21 protein-coding genes are annotated in these 24,845 nt (G+C 42.0%); 16 read left to right on the top strand and 5 right to left on the bottom strand.

Going from position 1 to position 24,845, the window contains the following annotated elements; translation table 11 throughout:
• The first annotated feature begins 209 nt into the window (after positions 1–209).
• Positions 210–698 (top strand): hypothetical protein, encoded by a 489-nt coding sequence (locus tag IG80_RS0102610; RefSeq protein WP_232224307.1) that lies wholly within the window; start codon positions 210–212, stop codon positions 696–698.
• Between the two features lie 229 nt (positions 699–927).
• Here IG80_RS0102610 and IG80_RS0102605 read toward each other — a convergent pair whose 3' ends face one another.
• Positions 928–1,686, bottom strand: a complete 759-nt coding sequence (locus tag IG80_RS0102605; protein WP_032112467.1) for a competence/damage-inducible protein A — start codon at positions 1,684–1,686, stop codon at positions 928–930.
• Positions 1,687–2,002: 316 nt separating this feature from the next.
• Between IG80_RS0102605 and sfsA the strand changes: the two genes are divergently transcribed.
• The 6 genes from sfsA to IG80_RS0102575 all read left to right on the top strand — a co-directional run bounded on the left by sfsA (position 2,003) and on the right by IG80_RS0102575 (position 8,448).
• The gene (sfsA, locus tag IG80_RS0102600; protein ID WP_032112466.1) at positions 2,003–2,704 is read left to right on the top strand and encodes a DNA/RNA nuclease SfsA; all 702 of its coding nucleotides are present in this window, start codon (positions 2,003–2,005) and stop codon (positions 2,702–2,704) included.
• Positions 2,705–2,926: 222 nt separating this feature from the next.
• Complete coding sequence (gene map, locus IG80_RS0102595) at positions 2,927–3,643, top strand: type I methionyl aminopeptidase (protein ID WP_052046228.1); 717 nt, start codon at positions 2,927–2,929, stop codon at positions 3,641–3,643.
• Complete coding sequence (gene radC, locus IG80_RS0102590) at positions 3,609–4,367, top strand: RadC family protein (protein WP_052045899.1); 759 nt, start codon at positions 3,609–3,611, stop codon at positions 4,365–4,367. The genes map and radC overlap by 35 nt, the downstream gene beginning before the upstream one ends.
• A complete protein-coding gene (gene recR, locus IG80_RS0102585) occupies positions 4,364–4,960 on the top strand; it encodes a recombination mediator RecR (RefSeq protein ID WP_032112465.1) in 597 nt (198 codons plus the stop codon). Before radC ends, recR begins: the two co-directional genes overlap by 4 nt.
• An 86-nt stretch (positions 4,961–5,046) precedes the next feature.
• On the top strand, positions 5,047–6,282 hold the full coding sequence (locus IG80_RS0102580; protein WP_032112464.1) for an O-antigen ligase family protein: 1,236 nt from the start codon (positions 5,047–5,049) through the stop codon (positions 6,280–6,282).
• Positions 6,283–6,675: 393 nt separating this feature from the next.
• Entirely contained in the window at positions 6,676–8,448 is a 1,773-nt protein-coding gene (locus IG80_RS0102575) for an ABC transporter ATP-binding protein (protein WP_032112463.1), read from the top strand.
• 101 nt (positions 8,449–8,549) lie between these two features.
• Here IG80_RS0102575 and ald read toward each other — a convergent pair whose 3' ends face one another.
• The 3 genes from ald to IG80_RS0102560 all read right to left on the bottom strand — a co-directional run bounded on the left by ald (position 8,550) and on the right by IG80_RS0102560 (position 11,398).
• Positions 8,550–9,668 carry an alanine dehydrogenase gene (gene ald, locus IG80_RS0102570; protein WP_032112462.1) on the bottom strand — a complete coding sequence of 373 codons (1,119 nt, stop codon included), beginning with the start codon at positions 9,666–9,668 and terminating at the stop codon, positions 8,550–8,552.
• Positions 9,669–9,741: 73 nt separating this feature from the next.
• Entirely contained in the window at positions 9,742–10,866 is a 1,125-nt protein-coding gene (gene tssA, locus IG80_RS0102565) for a type VI secretion system protein TssA (RefSeq protein WP_032112461.1), read from the bottom strand.
• Positions 10,867–11,008: 142 nt separating this feature from the next.
• Complete coding sequence (locus IG80_RS0102560) at positions 11,009–11,398, bottom strand: DUF4280 domain-containing protein (protein ID WP_032112460.1); 390 nt, start codon at positions 11,396–11,398, stop codon at positions 11,009–11,011.
• Between the two features lie 110 nt (positions 11,399–11,508).
• Here IG80_RS0102560 and tssK point away from each other — a divergent pair, with 110 nt between their 5' ends.
• From tssK to IG80_RS0102535, 6 genes are all read left to right on the top strand, one after another.
• A complete protein-coding gene (gene tssK, locus IG80_RS0102555) occupies positions 11,509–12,912 on the top strand; it encodes a type VI secretion system baseplate subunit TssK (protein ID WP_032112459.1) in 1,404 nt (467 codons plus the stop codon).
• Positions 12,912–13,703 carry a DotU family type IV/VI secretion system protein gene (locus tag IG80_RS0102550; protein WP_032112458.1) on the top strand — a complete coding sequence of 264 codons (792 nt, stop codon included), beginning with the start codon at positions 12,912–12,914 and terminating at the stop codon, positions 13,701–13,703. The genes tssK and IG80_RS0102550 overlap by 1 nt, the downstream gene beginning before the upstream one ends.
• The gene (locus tag IG80_RS0102545; protein ID WP_032112457.1) at positions 13,700–18,088 is read left to right on the top strand and encodes a type VI secretion protein IcmF/TssM N-terminal domain-containing protein; all 4,389 of its coding nucleotides are present in this window, start codon (positions 13,700–13,702) and stop codon (positions 18,086–18,088) included. The genes IG80_RS0102550 and IG80_RS0102545 overlap by 4 nt, the downstream gene beginning before the upstream one ends.
• A 177-nt stretch (positions 18,089–18,265) precedes the next feature.
• The gene (locus tag IG80_RS13790) at positions 18,266–18,442 is read left to right on the top strand and encodes an alanine racemase C-terminal domain-containing protein (RefSeq protein WP_084756063.1); all 177 of its coding nucleotides are present in this window, start codon (positions 18,266–18,268) and stop codon (positions 18,440–18,442) included.
• Between the two features lie 96 nt (positions 18,443–18,538).
• A complete protein-coding gene (locus tag IG80_RS0102540; protein ID WP_032112456.1) occupies positions 18,539–19,312 on the top strand; it encodes an MlaE family ABC transporter permease in 774 nt (257 codons plus the stop codon).
• A 28-nt stretch (positions 19,313–19,340) separates the two neighbouring features.
• Positions 19,341–20,099, top strand: a complete 759-nt coding sequence (locus IG80_RS0102535; RefSeq protein WP_032112455.1) for an ABC transporter ATP-binding protein — start codon at positions 19,341–19,343, stop codon at positions 20,097–20,099.
• A gap of 8 nt (positions 20,100–20,107) precedes the next feature.
• Here IG80_RS0102535 and IG80_RS0102530 read toward each other — a convergent pair whose 3' ends face one another.
• The gene (locus IG80_RS0102530; protein WP_032112454.1) at positions 20,108–21,391 is read right to left on the bottom strand and encodes an MFS transporter; all 1,284 of its coding nucleotides are present in this window, start codon (positions 21,389–21,391) and stop codon (positions 20,108–20,110) included.
• Positions 21,392–21,487: 96 nt separating this feature from the next.
• On the opposite strand from IG80_RS0102530, the gene IG80_RS0102525 reads away from it, so the two are divergent.
• From IG80_RS0102525 to IG80_RS0102515, 3 genes are all read left to right on the top strand, one after another.
• Complete coding sequence (locus IG80_RS0102525; protein WP_032112453.1) at positions 21,488–22,528, top strand: phosphatase domain-containing putative toxin; 1,041 nt, start codon at positions 21,488–21,490, stop codon at positions 22,526–22,528.
• A 41-nt stretch (positions 22,529–22,569) separates the two neighbouring features.
• Complete coding sequence (locus IG80_RS0102520) at positions 22,570–23,445, top strand: NAD(P)H-hydrate dehydratase (RefSeq protein ID WP_032112452.1); 876 nt, start codon at positions 22,570–22,572, stop codon at positions 23,443–23,445.
• A 152-nt stretch (positions 23,446–23,597) separates the two neighbouring features.
• Entirely contained in the window at positions 23,598–24,842 is a 1,245-nt protein-coding gene (locus tag IG80_RS0102515; protein ID WP_032112451.1) for a class I SAM-dependent RNA methyltransferase, read from the top strand.
• Positions 24,843–24,845 lie beyond the last annotated feature (3 nt).

Raw genomic sequence — 24,845 nt, 5'->3', positions numbered from 1 at the left:
CTTTTTTCCTCTTTTAAAGTAAGTAAATGTAAAGCTTTCACCTTCATGTTGATTGAGAGTAATTTTTTTGAAATAAATTTATACAAAATACTTTCTATATATTATTCAAGTCGACGATTTTTTTTGTGAAAATTATCTATCTTAACCGTTGTTTAACTGTTTACCATTAATCTCTGGAATTGGGGAGCCTAATCCAACTATGGAGCTTAATGGCTATGTTAAAGAATATTTTGATTCTAACTGTTTCAGTTTTATCCCTCCAATCAATTGCTGTTGCCACCGATGCAGACAAGCCAGACTCTGGTACGCCTGCGGTAAAGCAAACAACTGTTGTGGTAAATCCAGCTGATCAACATGATGCTATTACCACTAATCCAGCGCCAACATCAACGACAACGGTCCCAACAACAGATCCGACCACAACTCCTGCACTTCCAGCAAAAACTACGTCAACAGTTGGTCAGAAGATTAAGAACTTTTTTAAGTCATTTCTGATTTGTTTTAAAGAAACAGAAACAGTTGCGACAAATGTGACAAAGGACGTAACACCAATTGTGGCAGATGTGACCACAGCCATTGATGAAGGCAAAACTTTGGTGACAGACGTAACGAATGGCATTAATGCCATTAAAAGTAAAACCGTCCCAGTAAATACAAGTGCAACCCCAGTAAATACAAGTGCAACTACAGCAAAGTAAACTGTTAAAAACCAAAAGAATTAAGGGCGGTAAAAACAGTTAAAAATACTGTTGAGGCTTGAGGTCTTTTAGATAACGTAAAAATAGTGCTTTCACTTTTGCTCCCCCCCGAAAGCACATGGTTCAGCGAGGCATCCTCGACTGAACCTTTTTTACTTATATACCCAAAGGCTTTTTTGTTCCCAGAGGGCCTTGACAGCCTCAGATGCCAAGCCAGAAATTGGCTTCTTCACGTATTTTTGGTGTAATCTTCCAGCTGCGGAGTAACGCCGTGCTCTTCAATCATGCGCTTGACGCTTTCAATGGATTGGCTAAGAAGAGTTGTGTCACGGGTGCGTAAAACAAGGTTAACGCCAAAACTACCTGAGGGGTGAAAGAATGGGTAGCTACCAATCTCAACTTCTGGGAATTTGAACTGAATATTGGCTAGGTCATCAGCGATTGTGTTTTCGCCAATCATACAGGTGAGGGTTTGTTGATAGATCTTAGAGCCATGGCTGAGACGGGACACAAGCGTACCAAACATTGCCTGCATCACGGAAGGAATCCCGGCTAAACAGAAAACATTTTCCACCTGAAAGCCAGGAGCTGTGCTAACGGGGTTGTTTATTAAGGTTGATCCTTCAGGGATCAAAGCCATGCGCAACCGTACCTTATTCAGCTGATCTTGATAAAATTCCGATAAAAGAGCGACAATGCGCGGGTCTTCGATTAATGGTTTATCAAAGGCGCGCGCCATACAGGCGGCTGTGATATCGTCGTGGGTGGCACCAATACCGCCAGTGGTGAAAACGTAAGTGTGAGCTTGACTAAGGGCTCGAACCGTTTCAATGATTTTAGAGGTATCGTCGCGGATGATTCTTGCTTCAAGCACGTCAATTCCCACCTTGCCAAGTTGTTGGCACAAGAATTGAGTGTTGGTATCTTGTGTACGACCAGAGAGTATTTCGTTACCAATAATCAGAACTGCAGCGGTTGGATTTGTCATGTGTAGTTATTTCTAAGACTCTTTTGGGAGAGGCTACTATTCATAGTGTTTCGTTGCAACTTAAAAGTTATCGCGAAACTGCTTGACATCATTCAGCGCCTTCAAGTTATTTAGGTATATACCCAAAACACCTGAAGAAGTCGATTTCTGATTTCGCACCTTTGGGCTCACTTTTATCTTGGTGCTCTTTAAAGAGGGCCTGCTATTCATCTCGCACCAAAATAAATGTCGCCTCAAATCTGCTGGCCATAATCCGTTCCTTCAAGTGTTTTGGATATAGTTGTGTTCAAATTTAAGCCGAGAGTGAGTCAAAACCATGCAATTTACCAAACCCCTTCTCAAAGGAACACTCCTTAAACGCTATAAACGGTTTTTAGCCGACATTGAACTGGATAATGGCGAGATGATTACGGCCCATTGTGCCAACTCTGGTGCATTGCTTGGCGTGAAAGACCCCGGGATTCCCGTTTGGTTAAGCGAAAGTGAAAATCCAAATAGGAAGTTAAAGTATACCTGGGAAATGGCAGAAGTAGACCAGGTGATGGTGTGCGTTAATACGTCTTGGCCCAACGTCATCGCGGCTGAAGCAATTCAAAGCCAGGTTATTACTGAGCTTAACGGCTACACCCATTTGAAGCGGGAAGTAAAGTACGGTCAAAACTCTAGACTTGATATTTTGCTTCAAGATCCTGCGAAAGTTGATTGTTTTGTTGAAATCAAGAGCGTGCATGTGCGGCGCGACGCTTCCGTTGCCGAATTTCCGGATGCGGTAACAACTCGAGGTGCTAAGCATTTATCAGAAATGGTGGAAGTGGTCCGGGAGGGGAAAAGGGGAGTGATGCTTTATGTGGTCCAGCGCAACGACTGTGAGTGTTTGAAATTTGCTGCAGACATTGACCCAGTTTATGCAAAAACAGCAGCACAAGCAAAGACCCAAGGAGTGGAGTTCTATGCCTATTACAGTGAGGTAAGCCCAAACGGTATTATAATAAAGGCGCCGATTCCAGTAATCTTTTAAAAATATAGCACTGAAAATCTAATATTTCTATCCGTTAGGGATGTTTTGATTTGTGAGCTGAAATGATGTATGGTTGAGCCAACTTTAACAACAAGAGAATAATCGTAAATAATGATCAATACTCCACACCACCACCATCACGGGGAGTGTTGTGATCACGACCATGATCACGACCATGCCGAAGAGGCCATTTATCTATTTCAGGATCAAGACTTTGAGGGGATGCGCAAAGCTGGTCGTCTTGCTTCAAAAGTGCTGGATTTTATCACGCCATATGTGAAAACTGGGGTGACAACGGGTGAACTTAACCAGCTATCTCATGACTTTATTATTGCTCAGGGGGCCGTGCCAGCGCCACTTGGCTATCGTGGATATCCAAAATCGATCTGTACTTCTGTCAATCATGTTGTTTGTCATGGGATTCCGGGGGATAAAAAATTAATTGAGGGGGATATCCTTAATATTGATGTCACCGTAATTTTGGATGGTTGGTATGGTGATACAAGTCGAATGTTCACTGTTGGGAAAGTTAATCTTAGAGCCGCAAAGTTGATTAATACAACTTATGAGGCAATGATGCGTGGGATTGAAGTGGTCCGTCCGGGGGCTACTCTTGGCGACATTGGTTATGCGATTCAAAGCTATGCTGAAAAACAAGGATTTTCCGTGGTGCGTGATTTTTGTGGGCATGGGATTGGTCGTATTTTTCATACAGCGCCTAACGTCCTTCATTATGGAAAGCCGGGAACGGGGCTGGAACTACAGCAGGGAATGTTCTTTACCATTGAGCCAATGATTAATGCTGGTAAGTACCAGGTTAAGGTTTTAGAAGATGGATGGACGGCGGTGACGCGAGATCGTTCTTTATCAGCTCAATTTGAACACACCTTAGGGGTCACAGCCAATGGCTATGAAATCTTCACCGTTAGTGGAGAATAAGCTCACGGAAATTAAGGTGATCGACCCTCAGGTTACTGCGCCTAAGTTACGTAAGCCCCACCATGTGGGGCATCGACAGCGCCTCAAAGCAAAGTTTGATAGGCGAGGGGAAGCAGCCTTTCATGATTACGAGTTGCTTGAGTTATTGTTGTTTTATGCGATCCCAAGAGTGGATGTGAAGCCGATCGCGAAGGACCTTTTGACAAAGTGTGGTAGTCTCCTTGGGGTGTTTGGCGCGTCTGCGCAAACACTTAAAGAAGTCAAAGGCGCGGGTGAGTCAGTTGTCCACATTTTGAAGTTGGTGCACACGCTTATTGGCAGATCGATGCAGGAAAACTTGCAAGGTAAAACTGTATTGCAAAGTTGGCATCAGGTAATTGAATATTGCACAGCGCGCATGTCTTACAATCAACAAGAACAGCTGCGCTTGCTCTTTCTAGACCAGAAAAATCAACTCATTTCCGATGAGGTGCAACAGGTGGGGACTGTGAATCACACGCCCATTTATCCACGAGAAGTGATGCGTCGGGCCTTGGAAGTGAATGCTTCTGCCCTTATTCTGGTTCATAATCATCCAAGTGGTGATCCTGCCCCCTCAAAAGCAGATATTGAACTGACCTTAAAGATTCAAGAGATTGGGGCGCAGTTGGGGATTAAGTTGCATGATCATATTGTGATTGGCAAAGGAAAACATAATTCATTTAAGGCAATGGGGTTGCTATGAATAGTCCTGAAATTCAACGTTTAATCCAGTTTTTAAGCAAATTACCGGGACTTGGTCCCCGTTCTGGAAGGCGCTTAGCACTTCACCTTTTAAAAAAACGAGAACAGACTTTTCGTCCTCTGATTCAGGCGATGCAAGATGCTGAGGAGAAAATTGTCACTTGTACTACTTGCCATAATCTGGATGCTACTAATCCTTGCAGCTTATGCCAGGATCCACGCCGTGATCCTACTCAGTTATGTGTTGTTGAAGATGTTTCAGATTTATGGGCTCTTGAACGGGCAAATATCTTTAGAGGTTATTACCATATTTTGGGGGGTGTTTTATCGGCAATTGATGGGGTTGGGCCGCAACAATTGCACATGACAACCTTGCTTGAACGGCTGACCCGAGGGGATTTTACGGAAGTTGTGTTAGCTTTAAGTGCGACGGTGGATGGACAAACAACAATTCATTATTTGACAGATCAACTTAAAGATTTTGCCGTCACCATTACAACGCTCGCCCATGGTGTTCCCATTGGTGGGGAACTTGATTACCTTGATGAGGGGACGTTGTTTACCGCATTTCAGGCAAGGCGGGGAGTGAGCTGACTCATCCTTTTATTGTTCTTGAGAAAAATTGAGAAAACTCGTATGTTGTGAGCTGCTTTCTTTACCAAGATCATTGAGGTTTATTTATGATTAGAAGTATTTTACATAGGCGTTTAAATACAAAATCTCTAAATTCTTGGGATATTTTGCCAATTCTTTGCGGGTTAACTTTACCTTTATACACTGCATTGAGCTCTATTTTTTTTGTTCTTACATTCCTAAGTAGTTTTTTTAAACCGGGTCTCCTTCATAATTGGAAGCAAAGCGCTAGATTACCTGCTATTAAGTTTCTTTTGTTGTTTTTAGGATGGTTAATCATAAGGTTCTCCTATGCTAATCTAGGAAGCATGGGAAATATTTTGCTTATGAAACATACGCTTAAGCCATTACTTATTCCCTTTTTTATGCACGTATTTACGAAAGCGAATGAGCGTTGGATTGTTAATGCATTTATTCTTTCTATGCTGCTTACTGTTATTTTGGCATTGATACAATGTTTTCCAGGAGTAAATTTTAAATATGCTGCGAAATTTACATCGGGATCTATCTTCAAAAATCATATTGCCACAAGTATTTTTATGGCGTTTGCTTGTTTTATTGTCGCTCACCAAGCTTTATCTCACAAGAGACAGGAAAGATTCATTTATTGTGCACTCTTTGTCTTTTTTGCATTCCATTTATTCTATTTAAACCATGGCCGTACCGGCTACATCATTTTTGCTGCCTTATTTGTTTTGTTTCTATTTCAAAGGTGCACTATAAAAGTGATAGGTATTAGTCTGATTTCTGGATTAATCATTGCTTTGAGCGTTTTTAAACTTTCACCGAATTTTAATAAACGAATCAATGAGGCACAGCAAGAATATCATCTTTATCACCAGCAAGGAAAGTCTGAAACGTCAACAGGTTTAAGATTAGAATTATGGAGAAATAGTATTAAATTGTTTAAGCAGAAACCCATTTTGGGATGGGGGACAAACTCTTTTCGTAAAGCTTATCAAACGCTGCCTGAAACGCATAAAACTACTCATGCTCATAATCCTCATAACCAATTTTTATTGATTGCTGTGGAAAACGGTATCGTCGGATTACTGCTCTTTTTAGGATTTCTTCTTTGTTGTGGATGGGCAAGTTTATTAATGCCTGCCAACATATCACATCTGTTTCAGGGAGTTTTAGTTACCTTTATCGTTGGGAGTTTTGGTAATTCGCTGCTGGGAGATCATTCAGAAGGATTGTTTTTTGTGCTATTTTGTGCTTTAGGCTTATCTACATTAATAAGACCGAAAATAATCACGTATAAAGTAACCTCTTCTTCGTAGTAGGGTTAGTCGAAAGATAGGCATTTTCTAAAATGTTATTTGATGAGCTTTGATCACCTTGTAAACTTTTAAAAGAATCGAGGTTCTGTAAACAAAGTTAAAAGAGAATGATTGGGAGATGTTTTTAGTCGGGAATGACGCCAGCTTGCGAAGGAAAAGTATATCTACTTGGAGGAATTAGGGGAAATTTGTCGACCAAAGCATCAAAACCGACTCCTTTCATTTTTTGTTTACAGAGCTTAATATTTGCAGTTTTTAAGATGTGGAATCTGATTCAAACAGCGCTATAAACTGTCAATTTTTCAAACAAAAATTACTATCTCATTGGTCTTAATTTCTTTTTAGAGAAAATGGGTCATATTAAAGGTAAGGACATTATAAGATTTATTGACAATGACAGCAAAACTACCTGCTACAGTTCTTCAATTTGTGAAGGTGATCACAAAACCTTATCGATTGCATTTGTTAGGGCTGGTTATTGTCGGATTATTATGGGCTATTGATCTTAGTTTACGTCCCTATCTTTTAAAACTTATCCTGGATAAAGTAGATGTAAGTCCCTCGTCTACAGTGATTAATCAAACCATTGGTGTGGTTTCTTTTTATCTTGGACTTTCGCTTTTAGGAACTTTAAATTTAAGAGTTTATGATTATATTAATCTTAAAATGATCCCCAATTTAAGAGCAGATATTCAAGAAAAGCTAACTTATTATGTGCTAGGCCATTCACATGCCTACTTTCAAAATAATATGGCTGGGAATCTTGCTGGTAAAATTGCCGATGTCAGCTCTGGTGTCAAAGATATCGTTCTGATTAGCATTGATCGGTTTTTGTGTAATAGCTTTGCATTGATCATCGCAGCATTCACCTTTGCCACCGTTAATCCCATTTTGATGTTGATTTTGCTGGTTTGGTCATTCTTTTTTGTTAGTTTTACCTTGCTGTGTAGTCATAAAATCCATCGATTGTCCTTTTCCACCTCAGAAAGCAGAACTATTAGTGTGGGACGGATAGTTGATCTGCTGATTAACAGCAACATTGTCCGATTATTTGCCAAACGTGATTTTGAGCGAAAGCTTTTGGTTCAAAATTTAGAAAGTTCTATCACGAATGAACAAAAACTGCGGTGGTTTATTCTTTATGTAAGCCTTGTGCAAGGAATTTCATTCGTGGTAATGTTAGCAGCTTGTCTGGGATTTTTGTTGTGGGGTAGGCACCATAACATTATTAGTGTTGGCGATTTTGCCCTGGTTTTAAGTGTGGCCATTACGATTGTTGATTTGATGTGGGGGCTATCCAAAGATTTTGCCGAATTTTCAGAAGAGCTTGGTCGAGTGAGTCAAGGGCTTACCATCTGTAATATTCCTTACGAAATTATTGACTTGCCAGAAGCTAAAGATTTGGTTGTCTCGAAAGGTGAGATTACTTTTAATGATGTCTATTTTTGGTACAAGGGGGCGAGTCCACTCTTTAATAAGCTGTCGGTAACCATTCAGCCCGGTCAGAAAGTTGGATTAGTTGGTTTTTCAGGGAGTGGCAAATCAACTTTTGTAAACTTATTGCAACGCTTATTTGATATTAATGGTGGTGAAATTTGCATTGATGGCCAAAATATAAACAGCGTTAATATGGCAAGTCTTTATGCAAACATAGCCCTCATTCCTCAAGAGCCAACCTTACTCAATCGCACAATCCTTGACAATATTCTCTATGGTAAACTAGACGCGAGTGAGGATGAGGTAAGAGAAGCGGCTCACAAAGCGCACGCCGACGATTTCATTAACAAGCTGCCGGAAGGTTACTATGCACTAGTAGGGGAGCGAGGAGGCCGTCTCTCAGGGGGACAGCGTCAGCGTATTGCAATTGCTCGAGCAATTTTAAAAGATGCGCCGATTTTAATTTTGGACGAAGCGACAAGCGCGCTCGATACGATTACGGAAGGGCTCATCCAGGAAAGTTTAGATCAACTGATGGAAGGACGGACAACACTTGTGATTGCTCACCGTTTATCAACTTTAAAAAATATGGATCGAATTCTTGTATTTAGTCATGGGGAGATTATTGAAGATGGGACCCATCAACAATTAATTCGAAAGAATGGCCTTTACGCCAAGCTTTGGAAAAGTCAGATTGATGGGTTTATTCAAGAAGATAGAGGGGAATAGTGCTCTCTCCTCATCTTTTGTTGTTCTCTTTGCTACCCCTTGAATGCCAGGGTTTTTTACCCCTGGCATTGCTATAACCTTAGCTATATAGAACCTAGGGGCTAAGCACCTAATACTTGTGCAGCTGCCGCATAAGGAAGATTCAAGTCATTGGCGACGGCCTGATGGGTAACTTTTCCTTTAAAGATGTTGAGACCTTGACGTAAATGTTCATCCTCTTGCAATGCCTTCATATACCCTTTTTCCGCTAATGCAATGATAAAGGGGAGGGTCGCATTGTTGAGAGCAACAGTTGAGGTTTTGGCAACAGCACCTGGCATATTGGTGACACAGTAGTGAACTACATCGTCCACAATGTAGGTTGGATCTGCATGGGTTGTGGGTCTACTAGTTTCAAAGCAACCACCCTGGTCGATGGCCACGTCCACCATGACGGATCCCGCACGCATATTTTGGACCATGGCATGGGTGACGAGTTCGGGAGCTGCGGCGCCCATCACGAGGACGGCACCAATGACTAAATCAGCGTCGATGACATGTTTTTCAATCATGTCATAGGTTGAGTAAAGGGTTTGAACACGGCTACCAAATAGCCAATCAACTTCGTTGAGTCGTCGTGGGTTTTTGTCAAAAACTGTTACTTGGGCCCCCAGTCCGACTGCCATTTTAGCGGCATTGGCACCGACAACACCGCCGCCTAAAATCACAACTTTTGCAGGAGAAACACCAGCAACACCGCCTAAAAGGATACCGCAGCCCCCATTTCCTTTTTCAAGGAATGTGGCGCCAGCCTGAATGGACATGCGTCCGGCAACTTCGCTCATCGGGGCCAAAAGAGGCAGGCCACCGAAACGATCTGTTACCGTTTCATAAGCAATAGCGATACAATCAGAATCAATCAAGCCTTGCGTTTGTTTGGGGTCAGGTGCTAAGTGAAGGTAGGTGAAAAGAAGTTGACCAGAACGGAGTTTTTTACATTCAGAAGGTTGTGGTTCTTTAACCTTAACAATCATCTCGGCTTCGGCAAAGATTAGATCAGCGGTGGCAGTAATTGTTGCACCTGCGTTTTCATAGGCCTTATCATCAAAGCCAATCCCTAAACCGATATTAGACTCCACAATGATTTGGTGACCAAGACGGGTGAGCTCTCTGACAGAAGTCGGAGTCATGCCCACGCGATATTCGTGGACTTTAATCTCTTTTGGAATTCCAATTTTCATTGTTACGTATCTCCTTTATTAAACAGTATAATATTTTAGTAAATTATCTGTTAAAAAGTCGCCTTTTGGTCTTCTACTTTGCAGCGGGACCTGATCCAATAAATTTGGCAAACGCGCTCCAATCTTCGGGAGTATCGCCAAAATCTTTAAAAATGTCGGAAATATTTTTATTTTCCCAGGCAGCAATTCTCTTTAAAAGCGCAGGGGCCGGACTATGTTGTTCAATACCTTGGAGAAAATCACCGATATCGCCGACCATCTTGTAGGCGTCCGACCTTGTTTGCGGGATAGAGGTCGCAGAGACAGCTGTTTCATTTTGATTTACTGTAGTTTCAGGAATAGCAAAGGGGATAGACGGTATTATTTCCTGCTCAGTAGCTATTGGTTCTATTGGACTGGCAGCTAGGTCAAGACCTGTTTTCATAAAGCGTTGCAATTCTTTTAATGTATCGACAACTTCATTCATTGCTGGGCGTGACTCATCTTTTAAGAGAGTATCTAGCGATTTTTTAAAGTCATCATAAGCTTTAAACGCTTTTGCTGTGCCAAGATTAAGGTTCTCTAATAATTCCTTCGAACACACTTCTAAAATTTGCTGGATGCGCTCTAAAGTCAATTCATTATGTAACTCAGCTTGTTTTAACATTTTTTGGCGATCTGGTGAGCGTTTCGACACTGTATCTAGCCGGGTTGCGTGCATCCAATCGGCAAGGCTGATGGAGGAAGAATTAAGGGGGTTTTCAATAATAGGAAAGGTCACTAAGCGATTCTTCCAAGCGCTATCGAGCCACTCTAGTAGATGTAATCGACGTTCATTATCACCCTCTTGAAGTTCAGGAAAAATTGACTCCCAGTAAGATTCACAGAGTCCTTGCAATAAGGCAGTTCCCTTAATAAAGCCATCTAACTGGTCCATGGTAATCCAGGCTTCAGCTAACCAGCTCGCAATTTGAAGATCTTTGGTTTGACTTGTCAAAGCCTGACAACAAAGCTTTTCAACCATAGGCCAATCAGCTTTTTTGAATGCGACCTGCCAAACGCCTTGAGAGAGGGTGGGGTCATCCTCCCGTCTGGCTTCTTTTATTTGATCATAAATCGTCTCATAATAAAGATTTTTACCCGTAGGATTGTCGGCAGAGAGAGGGCCTAATAAGGTTTTTAAATTGCCCATTGATTGACGATCGTAATTGGTAACCATGGTTTATCCTTTTAGGTTCAAAAGACCCGAGGGTTGGGGGGCCAAATTTCTCAAGTTAGAGGAACTAGCTCATCGAAATTTGGCATCACTTTCAGTTCAAAATATTTCAACATCATCATTGAGTATATTCGCTACACAGGATCTAACTGACGGTAATAGTAGCTTCACCAGCATAAGTAATACTGATAACGCCGCCATAAGCGCAGGTTAATACGGAAGAACTATCAAGTGCGGGGAATTTTCCGATTGTGGTTTTTATTGCACCAGGTGCCCAAGGTGCTGGAAGTGTTGGGATACAGGCAGCGGGAGTAAAGGCACCAAATTTAGCAGCTGTTGCCGCGGCAACGGCGGGATTAGCCATACTATTGCACATCGCAAATCCTGAAACGTTTAAATAAGGGATAAAATCCATAATATTAGCAGCAGGTTGTTTGCTACCACTTGCCATATGAATGGGCAAGAAAACCAGCGCACAAGGGGCGGTCCCCATAGAGCAGCTACACAGTCCATTATTAACAACAAGTTGCCCCATTTTTTCTCTCCAATAAATTTTTCGGTTTAACCTCTTGTGTCTTTGCCATAATCTTCGCATACTGTTAGCAAATGGTAAATTTTTAAAAAATTTTTTTAAGAGGTTTTTTAATGGTGACGCAGCATCGCATTGTGCCGGCAATTCAGTGGTATGAAGGAATGCTGCTATCACCACAGCATTTCCAGCAGCAAGAATTGCGTTGGCATCAACTGCAGTCGATTCAGGTGAGTCATTTGTCAGCCCATCATTGGGGCGTTATCAATTTAGAGTTTGATCCAGTGACTTTGCCAACAGGCTTGCTGCGGGTTTTGAATTTACAAGCCATCATGCCAGATGGTTTGGTGGTGACACATATTTCTAAACCTGATGCGGCGCAGTTGCAGCTGGATCTTAACCTCTCCAAGCAAAAAATTATGGATATGGGAGCGACTGTTTATGTGGTTGTGCCTGAATACACTGAGGGTTTCTCACCAGTGCGCAGTGAAATGCCACGCTTTGAGGCTATAGAAGGCGAGAGTGTAACGGACGATAATGCCAATGATAATGTTATTCAGATTCCACGTCTGCTGCCTCGTGTGTCTTTAATGGTCAGTGATGCGCCGCCGGCACGCTATACGTCTTTTCCGATTGCCAAAGTTGGTTATGTTGATGAATCTTTTATCCTGCAGCCTTATGTGCCACCATGCTTTCGGGTTCCACAAGTAAGTATGCTGGGAGAACGCTGTGGTATCGTTGTCAGGCGTTTGCGTGAAAAATCCGCCTATCTATCTGAAAAATGGCAGGCCCAGCTTGGAACCCCGCTGATTGGCGAGACAACATCACAAATGCGTCCTTTAGTACAATCTTTACCAGTGATTGAACCATTATTGTTGTCCGATGTAGCGCATCCATTTCAATTGTATCAAGCCTTATGCCAGGTTGCAGGTTATGTCTCAACCTTAAGGCTGGGGCAAATTCCGCCTATTTTCCCATCCTATAATCATAATGATTTGCTTACCACCTTTCAGTCCCTGTTTGATTGGGTTAATATTGTTATCGATAGCCTTGAAAAGGCATATAGCATCCTTCTCTTTGCTCAGCGTGATCGACTATTTACTATTAAAATCCAGCCAGAAATTGTGACGCCGCAACTCCTTGTGGGATTAAAGGCACCTGCAGCAATGTCAGAAGGCGAATTATCTGATTGGATGCGCGATGCTATCATCACGACCGAATCTCACTTTGAATCAGCACGAATCCGTCGGATCACGGGGGCGCATCGTGAAGCTGTGACAGATCAGGAGTTGTATGATTTGATGCCAGGGCGTGGGGTGCTTATTTTCCAAATCGACGCCGAGGCCCAGTTTATCACGCGCGGTGAACGTTTGATCATTGTGAATCCGGCAGATTCTATGGAAAAACGACCCACAGAAATTGTCTTCTACATTAAGCATAAAGACATTATATCAAGGCATGCCTCTTCATCTCCAGAACAGCAAAAGGTTGGTTCGGTTAATTCTGAGGAAAATTATTAATGGATATTTTGCCTGCTTCTTCGACGTTTTTAATGCAAAACTTTCAAGAGTTTTATCGTGAAGTTTTGATTCAGAAAGAAAAAGCATTTAGGACTCTTGATGCTCTCAATTTGTCGATTGAAGGCGATGACAGAAAAGCCGAAATTGAGGGGATCACTGATCGAATTCAGACCAAATTTCGCCAACTGTTTGAGCGTTTTTCTCTAAACGCCCAAAACCAGGTGGGTGAATTTGCTATTAGCCATTTTCAGGAAGCTCTTTATGTGATGGTTTCTCTAGTAGATGAAGTATTTTTATCTTTTACTTGGCCGGGTCAAAAGCGTTGGGAAAATAATTTAATCGAAGCTCAAGTGTTTCATACGCAAGTGGCTGGAGAGCAGCTTTATAAAAAGTTAGATTCTTTGATTGAGGCCAATGATGCGGTGCGAAATGATTTGGCGATGATTTATTTGATGGCGCTTTCCCTTGGATTCCGTGGTCGGTATCGGGGAGAAAATGATGCTGGCAAAATTGTGTGGTATCGTCAACAGCTTTACGCCATGGTAAATCGGCATGGTGTTACTCTTTATCATCCGGGACGCGAGCGATTAATTCCGGCTCTGTATGAATATAATGTCACGGCGGCATCTAGTAAGGGATTGCCCGACCTCCGAACTTGGTTCATGGCCTTTGGGGTTATTCTTTTTGTATTTTTATTTGTTGCCTCGATGGTTTGGTATAATGTCGTGCGTGATCTTGATGGCGTTATTGGACAAATTTTATCCCAGGCACAAAAGTTAGGTATATCATGAACTCAATTTCTTCACTGATTGATAGTATCACAACCTACTTGCCGCACATTCTCATTGCCATGTTCATCATTGCCATTATCACCATGATTTTGGTGGTGGTGCTGACCTCGACCTCATTCAAACATGCTTTGCAGAAGAAAACGCTTCCTAAGAAAGAGGAATCCCCACGGGCGACAAGACCGCCGGAAGACAAAATGCCACGCCATTGGGGGCGAGTTTCGGAAATTCTTTCGATGCGAGGCTACTTTCAGATAGGGGATATTAGCTTAACTTTCTTACGGGCCTTGGATTTGTTACGCCAACGTTTGGATACCGTTAACTTTAAATATTTTATGCCGTGGTATCTGATGATTGGTCCGGAAAAGTCAGGTAAAACAACATTGATGGGTAAGTCAGAGCTCGTTTATCCATTGGGTCAGCCAGATTTTGGCGTCGATGATCCACATCCAGGTATTAAATGGTGGTTTTTAAATCATGGCATTGTATTGGATGTAAATGGCAACTATTTCATCTCCGAAACGGGTTTAAAAGCTGATGAAAAAGGATGGCGAACTGTTTTATCTTTGCTCAGTCGCTACCGGGCGCGTCGTCCTATTGACGGAATTTTACTAACTATTCCCGTCTCAGATCTTTATGGAGCAGGTAAACTGACCATGGAAGAGATTAAAGATCGAGCCAAATTTATGGCGCAAAAGCTCTCCGCTACTCAAAATATGTTGAGCCTGCGTCTACCCGTTTATGTGGTGTTAACTAAGTGTGATGTGCTGCCGGGGTTTCAAAGCTTATGTCAGTCGATACCGCCAAAAAATCGTCATAATATATTAGGTTGGTCGTCGCCCTACCATCCCGGAACGGCATTTATGCCCGTGTGGATTGATGAGGCTTTTGGCCATTTGCAAAATCAATTACATCATTTGCGTATGGAAGTGTTGGCAGAAGGAGCATCACCTGAAACGCGCGATGGTGTTTTTATTTTTCCTTATGAACTCTCCCATTTAATTACACCGCTGACAACCTATCTTGCTCAAATTTTCAAAGTGAATTCTTATGATGAATCTTTGGTTTTAAGAGGGGTTTATTTGGCTGGCGACAGTGGCATTAATATTGATTTTAGCCAACTAAACACCACGCCCCACCAATCAGAAGAAGAGGTGACAACACCACAAAATACCCCCGATGCTGTTACAGAAGATGGCACGCCAATTATTAAGCTGCAGGTAGGAGATCTTGAGGTTGATCCGGCGCACCTCGGCAAATCAAATGAACGAATTTTTTTCTTTAATGATGTGCTGAATGAAAAAGTCTTTAAAGAAACAGGGCTCGCTCAGCCAATTCATCATCGTCTGATTTCTATGAACCGCAACCTCAATTATGCTAAAGTCGGAATGATTGGGTTTGTGGGCCTCAGTACCATTGGATTGATGAATGCCTATGATCGGATGAGTAAAGGCCGCGACTATCTTTTGCCGGCATTGGGGAAAATCAACAGCACGCTTTATAAAATACCCGAATCTCGCCTTGATGAAAGTATGGCAACTTCTCGTCTTTTTGACCAGCAAGCACGTCAACTTTTGGATATGATGAATAATATCGAGCAGGCGAGTTTTTTCTCTTTTTTCATGCCGTCGTCGTGGGTTAGTCCGGTTCGCGACAATTTACGCACAGCGCTGAAAGTTTCCTTTGACCAGATTATCTTGAGAACTATTTATGTCGACTTATTGGTGAAGTCGCGCGATCTGTTGACGGTACGCCCTGGTCCAAAGGATGTGACTGATTCATTAGCGGTTCAGCTGCAACCCACCGCAACTATTGAATTTCAGTTATTCAAGGGATTTGTTGAGCGATTTATTGAACTATCAGATAATGTGGATAAATATAATCGTCTGCAGGAAAGCAGCGACCCGTCTTTGATTAGGGATTTGGCAGCCTATACTTTAGGGGTTGAATTGCCAGGAGAGTTTATCGAAAATTACTCACGTTTTCGTCGGGTGTTGAAAGAAATTCCTTATCCAAAGATTGATTTAAAACCTTATCAAGGGGCAGCACGAGAAACGCTTGTCATTCTTTATGACCACTTTTTACAAAATCTATTATCCACGAGTGATCTAAACTCCATTATAGGCAAGGTTAATTATATCTTAAATGAGTTTGGCCATAATCGGGCAGATTCTCTCCCTGAATTAGATTATTTACGTAAGATCTCCAAAGACCTTAATACCTCCATGTCAACACTTGGCAAGTCCGGCAGCAATTGGATTGATGGAGCTTATTTCGACCCAGGAGCAGGGTTTTCTGACACAATGACTGAGGTGAGTCAATTCTCCATGTTTGGCCCTGAAATGGTTGATGGTTTTGCGACAAACACAGCGGTTGCATTTGGTAAGTTCCAAGCATTTATGCGCCAACTAAATTCAGTTTTATTAGATCCAGGTGCAGCAATAGGATCTGCGGATAAACCTGTTTATCCTTCCGATGGCTTAACAGCGCTTGAGAAAAGCTTAGCCGTGCTGTTCACACAACAGTTTATGAATAAACCATCTGGTGAACAAATAATTACTGATATTCCTCTAAATCAGGTGGTTTTCTGGAATCCTAAACTTATCGATGCTGCGGCTGATGAGATTAAAAAATACGAAGCCTTCTTAGAAAAAGATCTCGCTAATTTCCCACCAGTGGTGCGGGAGACATTAAAACAAATTGCGCGTAAAAACTTGCAAGAAAATATCACTTCCCTTGTGGCCAAAGCGCAAATGCTGTCACCTATTCCTCAAGATATTCCGGGAACTGTGGCGGCCGAAGAAACTTTGCGCAATAAAATTTCAGATGTCCGCGAAATCTCTCCCAAATTTGCCAAATTGCTAGAAGTGATGAGTGAGGGAGGAATTGGCACAGGTTTTGTGGAGTTGCGGACCATGCTCGGCACCCTTTCTTCGCGTCTGCTGGATCAAGTGGATCAGTTGCTTGTAGGGTATAAACTGTACAGGGTCAAGGACGATAGTTTTAATTGGTGGGATGGAATCTCTTCTCCTATGCTTGACGGATTTAATGTCAAAGACGCTGAAGATCTTAAATCTTTTCTTGAACAGCAGCGCCATATTTTGCGCAATCTTGCCTTAAACTACGCTGAGCCAATGGTTAACTTCCTGAGTACTCCAGTGATGAAAGAATTTAATGGCAATATCATGCTTCTCAATAAATGGCGTCGCATTTTAGATGAAGTTAAGGTCTATGAGAATAAGAGACCTGACAATACTTTAGGTATCCTTGAAACAACCATTTCAACGGATCTCATAAATATGGATTTGGCAAAGTGTTTTAAATCTATTCAACTTGACCAAGTCAAACGTGCTTCAGGAGATTTCTTTACCAACCAGGGTATTGCCTTAAAACGTGGGATTTTGGCGCGGTGTGAAGTATTGCAGCGAAACAAAGCCATCCAGGGCTACCAAAAGCTCTCAAGCTTCTTTAATGATAACTTGAAACACAAATTCCCATTCATTTTAAAAGCCGCCAATAATACGCCTGAGGCCGAACCTGATGACATTAAAGAGTTTTTCAAACTCTATAAAGATGCTGGCGATGCGCCCAAAGTGATTCTGGATCAAGTTTACCAGTTAGGTTCCGATTCCCGTAACGCTTATAGTTTCCTGGAGGCAATGGAAAAGGTAAAACAATTCTTTGATACCTATCTCAACTCTAAGAATCCCGCCGATCTTCCTGCTTTTGATTTTACTGTTAATTTCCGCGTCAATCGAGGTCGTGAAGTTAAAGGGAACTTGATTATTGATTGGTGGGTCATGCCTAATGACCAAACCCAAATTACTAATCATGACAAGAGTCGTAATGGTAAATGGATTTTCGGTGATGAGTTTGTACTGGGACTTCATTGGCCAAATGTGTCGCAAACACAACCTTATATGGATCCAGCGCAGGCACCCGTCATGGCGGTTGAGGATGGGATGGCTAAATTTAGCTATGCAGGTCGGTGGTCATTGTTGTGGATGTTACGCAAACAACGTGCGCCTTCCATGGACTATAGCCCGGTGACGGATCCATTCCCCTATGTGCTGAAGTTCAGTATTCCGAATAGTCCAGTCGATCGTACGGTTGTTTACAATACGATCACTTTGTTAAGCCCCAGCAAAGGAACAAAGTCTGGTAAGCCAATGCAGATGCCAGACTTTCCAGAGGCGGCACCTGAACTAACCGAGGCAGTATTGAATAAGGCTAATGAGCCGGTGTTGGTGAATGGATCGGTTGAGGAAATTGAACCAGTCACACAACCTGAAGATCCAGTTCCCGAACCAACTTCAGAACCGGAAAAGAAAGAGGAGACAAAAAAAGAGGATAAACCTGCAGATGCTTCTGCAAGTGGAGGTCAGTAATTATGGTGATAAAAATTGAGTAACCGCAAGATGTCGGTTTTTTCTCCTATCTGCTGGTTATAATCCTCTTATTTCAAGTATTTTGGGTATAGTAATTTTTTTGATGATAGGATAAGGTTCAAAATGAGTTATTGCCTCATTTACTAATAATTATAACACCCACAATCAGCGGATCTGATGACTGTCGATGTGACACATATACTAGAATCCTTCGTTCATAACGGTGCATGGGTGCAAGCAATTGGTCAAGGCATCACTGTTGAGAAAATAGCACAAAAGGCAGGAACTGTCCCCTATGGAATGCTTTTGGGACTTGGGAAAAGATTTCAACGTATTTATACTTATCATGATTGAAACTACGCATATCTTAGTGGTATAAAATCGCATTTTTCATCATAATGAATGTATAATGAATAAATTTACAGAATCTAATAAGAGAAGCAGATAGCCGTGATATTTTTAAGCGCAATTGGAAAAATTGTCATTGCCTTTATCCAAAGTTCTGGCCGATTAGGGTTGTTTTTTATTGAGGCAATTACCCGACTTTTTCAGCCTCCCTGGTATTGGCAGCAAATTGGGATTCAGTTGATTAAAATTGGCTATTTTTCCTTACCTGTTGTAGGATTGACGGCAATTTTTACAGGGATGGTGCTCGCACTGCAAAGCTACACCGGATTTTCTCGTTTTTCAGCTGAAGGAGCAGTGGCAACTGTGGTTGTGTTGTCGATGGTGCGTGAGCTTGGCCCTGTGCTTGCAGGCTTGATGGTGGCAGGTCGAGTTGGGGCGGCTATGGCTGCTGAAATTGGCACAATGCGAGTAACTGAACAAATCGATGCGCTGACGACACTTTCGACAAATCCCATGCAGTATTTGGTGGTGCCGCGATTGATTGCCGGTGTCTTAATGATGCCACTTTTAGTTCTCGTTGCGGATGTTATTGGTGTTTTTGGAGGCTACTTAGTTGGTGTTTATCAGCTCGGTTTTAATCCAGGTAACTATCTACAAAAAACGGTGCAGTATCTTGAGTTTCAGGATGTGACCTCAGGCTTGATTAAGGCGGCAGCTTTTGGGCTGATTATCTCTTTAATGGGATGTTATCACGGCTACAATTCAGAGCGGGGTGCTGAAGGAGTTGGGCGGGCGACAACGAATGCAGTTGTTGGTTCCTCCATTTTAATTTTGTGCATGAACTATGCTCTAACGGCGATTCTGTTTAATCGATGAATAGCTATACAGAATCTAGGAAAAAGTTATGATACCCAAAATACAAGTGCGTGGTCTCTCTAAGAGTTTTGGCTCAAAAATTGTATTAGATCATATTGACCTTGATCTAATGCCTGGTGAATCTTTTTGTCTTATTGGTGGTTCTGGGACTGGGAAATCAGTGCTGATTAAATGTATTTTGGGTTTGTTACAGCCAGATTCAGGACATATTTTGATTAATGGGATTGATATAAATACTCTTAACCGGCGCGACCGACAAGCCATGCTAGCTAAGTTTGGAATGTTGTTTCAAGGCGGGGCTCTCTTCGACAGCTTACCTGTGTGGCAAAATATTTCTTTTGGGTTAATGCATCAAAAGAAAGTCGGTCGCAAAGAGGCGAAAGAGATTGCTATTGAGCTATTGAGCGAAGTCAACCTTGATGCCGCAATTGCTGATGTTTATCCGGCAGAACTTTCAGGTGGTATGCAAAAGCGGGTTTCTTTGGCGAGAGCTATTGCTTGTAAGCCGGATGTTATCTTTTTTGATGAACCAACCACAGGACTTGACCCCATTGTTAGTGGCAGCATCAACAATCTCATCATCAAGTGTGTGCGTCATTTAGGCGCGAGCGCTATTACGATCACCCATGATCTTAATAGTTTGCGTTGTATTGCTGACCGAGTTGGTTTGCTTTTCCAAGGCAAGATGATTTGGGTTGGAACTTTGGATGAACTTGAAACAACTGATAACCCCTATGTTGTTCAGTTTATTAATGGCAATGCTGAGGGACCTTTTACTTTATTATAACGATCAAATCATGCTGATTTTTTGAGAGAAGCTTCCCCAAATATTACTGCAAGGCGATAGCGATTCAGCATAATGGTAGAAATAAGTGACAGCAACGCCATGGCCAAGATTAAAAATCCTGGGCTCAGTTTTGAGCCTGTGAGTTCAACCATCAACATTGCCATTAATGGGGCAGTGCCGCCAAAAACGGCGTTGGCGATATTGTAAGAAATAGCAACACCACTACATCGATAGGGTACGGGGTAAAGTTGAACTATAAAAGACGATCGAGGGCCAAAGCAAAGGCCAAGACTGATGGAAAATAGGCCGTGATAAATAAAAATCCAAATCGATGGCAGATAATAAGTAGCATAAACTGCAGGAATAATCGTCAACATACTGGCGCAAATACCAAATAATAGCATTTTATATTGGCCAATCTTATCAGAAAGAGTAGCTCCAATAAAAGTTGCTGGCATCATCAAAATCAGACTGACAAAAGAGAGATAGAGTGAACTTTCAGAGGTGGCCTGTTGCGGCAGATAAATTACCAAGAGGTAGTACCCTGTCGCATTGATGGCGAGAAATGTAATCGACAAAAGAAATTTAAGCGGGTCTTTAAGAATGGCTTCGCGAATCGGACTTTTAATGAGAGGTGTTGTGCTTGCTAGAAATTCAGGCGTTTCGGCAAGTTTACGTCGCATCACTAAACCTAAGATTCCAAAAATTATGCCAAGTAAAAAGGGGAGACGCCATCCCCAGTCGAGAATTTGTTGTTTATCAAGAGCAAAAGTAAGTGCAAGAGAGGTCAGTGTTGCTAAAATCATCCCCATCGAACTTCCCATATCAGCCCAAGAACCAAAAAACCCTCGCCGTTGTGGTGGCGCATTTTCAATCAGATAAATGATGGAACCGCTAAACTCCCCCCCTAAAGAAATTCCTTGAATTAACCGGCAGCACAAGATTAGAAACGGAGCATAAATACCAATTTGGTTAAAAGTTGGCAGTAAACCTATGGCAGTAGTTGGAATTGTCATCATAAGAAGAGAGAGGACAAGACTGAACTTTCGGCCATAGAGATCGCCAATGTGGCCGGCAATAATGGCGCCAAGAGGGCGCATTACAAAGCCCGTGGCAAAGATACCATAAGTCAAGAGAAGTGAGGTTGTTGGATTGTCAGATGGAAAAAATAATTGGCTAATATAAGGCGTTAAAAAGCCAAAAATAGCAAATTCATACCATTCTAAAAGGTTGCCGGCAAAGCAACTTATAATAATTTTAGAAGAGGAGATATGTTTCTTGGTATTTTGCATTAAATAACCGTATAAATAAAAAAATAACGTTTCAAGAACTTTATCGTCTATTTTAATTTATATGCAAAGCCCTTTTTAAAGGTGAAAGCGATTTTAATGATTAAGTATGTGCTATTTCTTGCCAGTGTTTTTATAACTCATAGCCAGGCTCAGGTGGCTTATGACCCTTGCTATGTTTTAGGGTGGAACGCGATACCTCACCGTAATAATTATATGTTGGCGCCTTATGATATTATTTTAGATGCTGCCAATAGTCAAACCCTTCCAGCCCACTTTCGCAGTCCACGTTTCTTGACACTAACACCAGCTCGCCATAATGAAGTTAATTTTAAGGGATTTTATGATTTAAGAATGTCGGGGAGTGGTCAGTTTTCTGAAAATCAACTAGAAGAACTTGTTAAATACCTTACCAAAATGCACCACATAAAACCGGAAAAAATCATTATTGTTGATCTGCGAGAAGAACCACATGGCTTTATCAATGGTGATGCCATCACATTTTATTATGGTCCCTTGACTTTGCACCGTAATAAATCAACAGCTACTATTCTTGACTCTGATAACCAACGAATCAACTGGTTGCGGAGTCTCTCTCACGTAGTGATTTATAAAGTTACTAAAGGAGATGATGGAATGCCAAGTAATAAAACACCAAAATTATTGACGGTGAAATCAGCCTTAACTGAGTGGGAATTGAGTACAAGATTAGGGATTCAATATGTGCGAATCCCGGTGACGGATCACTTTATGCCTGATAATAATGATGTGGACCAATTTTTGGAGTTTGTTGAAGGGCTTGATTCGGGGACTTGGCTGCATTTTAAATGTCGAGGTGGCAAAGGTCGGACGACAACTTTCATGGCAATGTATGATATGGTGAAGAATCCCAATCTACCTAAGAGGGAGTTTATTAAACGTCAAACCTTGATTTATGGAGTAGATTTGGCGAAATCAGTAAATAAAGTGGGGAAACAAAGCTGGAAGTGGTCGCTTAGTGTTGAGCGGATTCAATTTATTGATCGCTTTTATACTTATCTGCACAGCAAAGATGGTTATGGAATACGTAAATGGTCTGAGTGGGTGAGAATCCATTATCCAGGAGTATTGGATGAGATGTATACCACCTTTGTCGAGTAGATCTAGTGGTTTGGGGTAAAATTCTAATAATGGGGAAATAGATGCAAAAGCTTGAACTATCAACAAGGCAGATTCAAGACTGCTTTCCTAAACGTTTAAAAGATACGCACAAGTTCACCAATGGGTATGTCACTGTTGTGGCTGGATCACTGCAATTTCCGGGATGTGTGAGACTCGCCGCCCATGCTGCAGCACGGGTGGGCGCTGGCGGTGTCATTGCTTTAATTCCTGAATCAATACAGCATGTTACGAGTGCTTTCTATCCTGATATTATTGTTTGGCAATTAAAAGAACATCAAGGACAGCTGACTCATGCTTCAGCGTTTGAGCAATTCGATAGCGCCCAAGAACGTTCAAAAGCGGTATTGATTGGTTGTGGGATGGGTAGGGGTGAGGAAACATTTCACTATATTAAAGAATGCTTGCTCCATACCAGAAAACCGTGTGTACTAGATGCAGATGCTTTATATGCATTAGCTTCTTTTGGAGAAAAATTCATTATTGAGCAGGCGCAGCGTCAATGGATTCTCACGCCCCATGCCGGAGAGTTTGAGCATTTGTTAGATGTTTTTGGCTATATTTCAAGCCATGATATAGCGAAACTTGCAATGAAATGGAACTGTACCATTGTGCTCAAAGGATTTCCTGCCATGATTTATTTGCCAAATGGGGAGTGTTTTGAAAATCCAACAGGGAATGTTGCCGCTTCAACTGCAGGATGTGGGGATGTCCTCTCTGGTATTATCGCTGGCCTTTTAGCCCAAATCGGATCACCAGAACAAGCTGCCATTGCCGGAATGTACCTTGCAGGAAAAGTAGCTGATGACTACGTTTTAGAAGTGAAAGCACATTCTTTGCTTGCATCCGATATTATTGAGCGGTTACCTATAACGTTAGGTGAAATAATTTCCATATAAGAAGTGTTGTTTTTTCTTGCATCTTGGTCATTGCGAGAGAGGGGATAGTCCGAGGGGATTTCCTTGTTATTTTTGAAGAGATTGCTTTGGTGCTAAAGCTCTTTGCAGTGACGTGAGTTGGGAGAAAGTCTTTATTTAAAAGAAGAAAAATTATGATCATTCAAGGTACTGTGAAGACTCTTGGCATGGATGCTGATGGGCTAGTGGAGCATGACGGTGAAAAATATTATGTTCCTTATACGGCGCCAGGCGACGTGGTTGAGTTTGAAATCATCAAAGAAAAACGCCGCACGCGGATTCAGCTGCAACAAGTTATATCGCCATCTCAAGTGCGGGTCGCTCCTCCTTGTTCCCACTTTGGAAGCTGTGGCGGATGTAAGCTCCAACATGTGAATGAAGAATTTTATCTTGATTTCAAGATGCAGCAGCTAACACGCGCTCTAGATTTTCATGGCGTTATTGCCGAAGAAATTCGTCCCGTTCATGTGATTCCAGAACACAAACGCCGCCGTATCTCCTTGACTTTCGCTCATCGATTTGAAGGAATGGTGCTGGGGTATGTGCGTCGCCAATCAAAGCATATTATTGATGTGCAGCACTGTTTTCTCATCTGCCCCGAAGTTGAAGCATTAATGCCAAGGCTTCGGGCCTTTCTTGGAGAGCTTTTTCCACGTCGTGAATCTGGCTATGTGGATATTATTGCTAGCCAAACAGGATTGGATGTGAATGTTAAAACAGGGTATGTGAAGTCGTTGAATCTTGAGCAATCAGAACTCTTCACAAGTTTTGCTACTGAAAATGATCTGGCACGACTATCTCTCAACTACCGTTCCGTGATTACCCGTCGCGAACCAACCGTTAAGTTCAGTGGGGTCGACGTGGTGGTGGAGGCAGGCAAGTTCCTTCAGGCGAGTGATGAAGCCGATGAATTTATGCTGGCTTGCGTTGAAGAGTATATGCCGGAAAAAATTTCTTATGGATTAGATCTTTTCTCAGGGCGAGGAACTTTCACGTTTTTGTTAGCGCAAAAAGCACCGGTTGATGCATTTGAATGTGAACAAGATGCAATTAATGCAATGCAGAATGCGGCTAAAAAAGCCAATGTTAATCTCAACGTCATCAAGCGCGACCTGTTTACCTATCCGTTGCAAGTAGAGGAACTCGAAAAATATAACTTTATCATGGTTGATCCACCAAGGGCAGGGGCACTCGCCCAGGTTGAAGAAATTGGGCGCTCAAAATTAAAAGATCTTGTTTATATTTCTTGTAGCCCTGCATCTTTTGCCCGTGATGCACAAGTATTGCTGCAGCATGGCTTTACCCTTAATTCCGTAACCCCCTTAGACCAGTTCTTATGGTCAGAACACTTGGAAGTAATTGCGAAGTTTAGCAGGTAAAGA

Origin of the sequence: Candidatus Paracaedibacter symbiosus, from assembly GCF_000757605.1 — a bacterium.
GTDB classification, from domain to species: Bacteria; Pseudomonadota; Alphaproteobacteria; order Paracaedibacterales; family Paracaedibacteraceae; genus Paracaedibacter_A; species Paracaedibacter_A symbiosus.
This window is presented reverse-complemented; position numbering and strand designations above follow the sequence as displayed.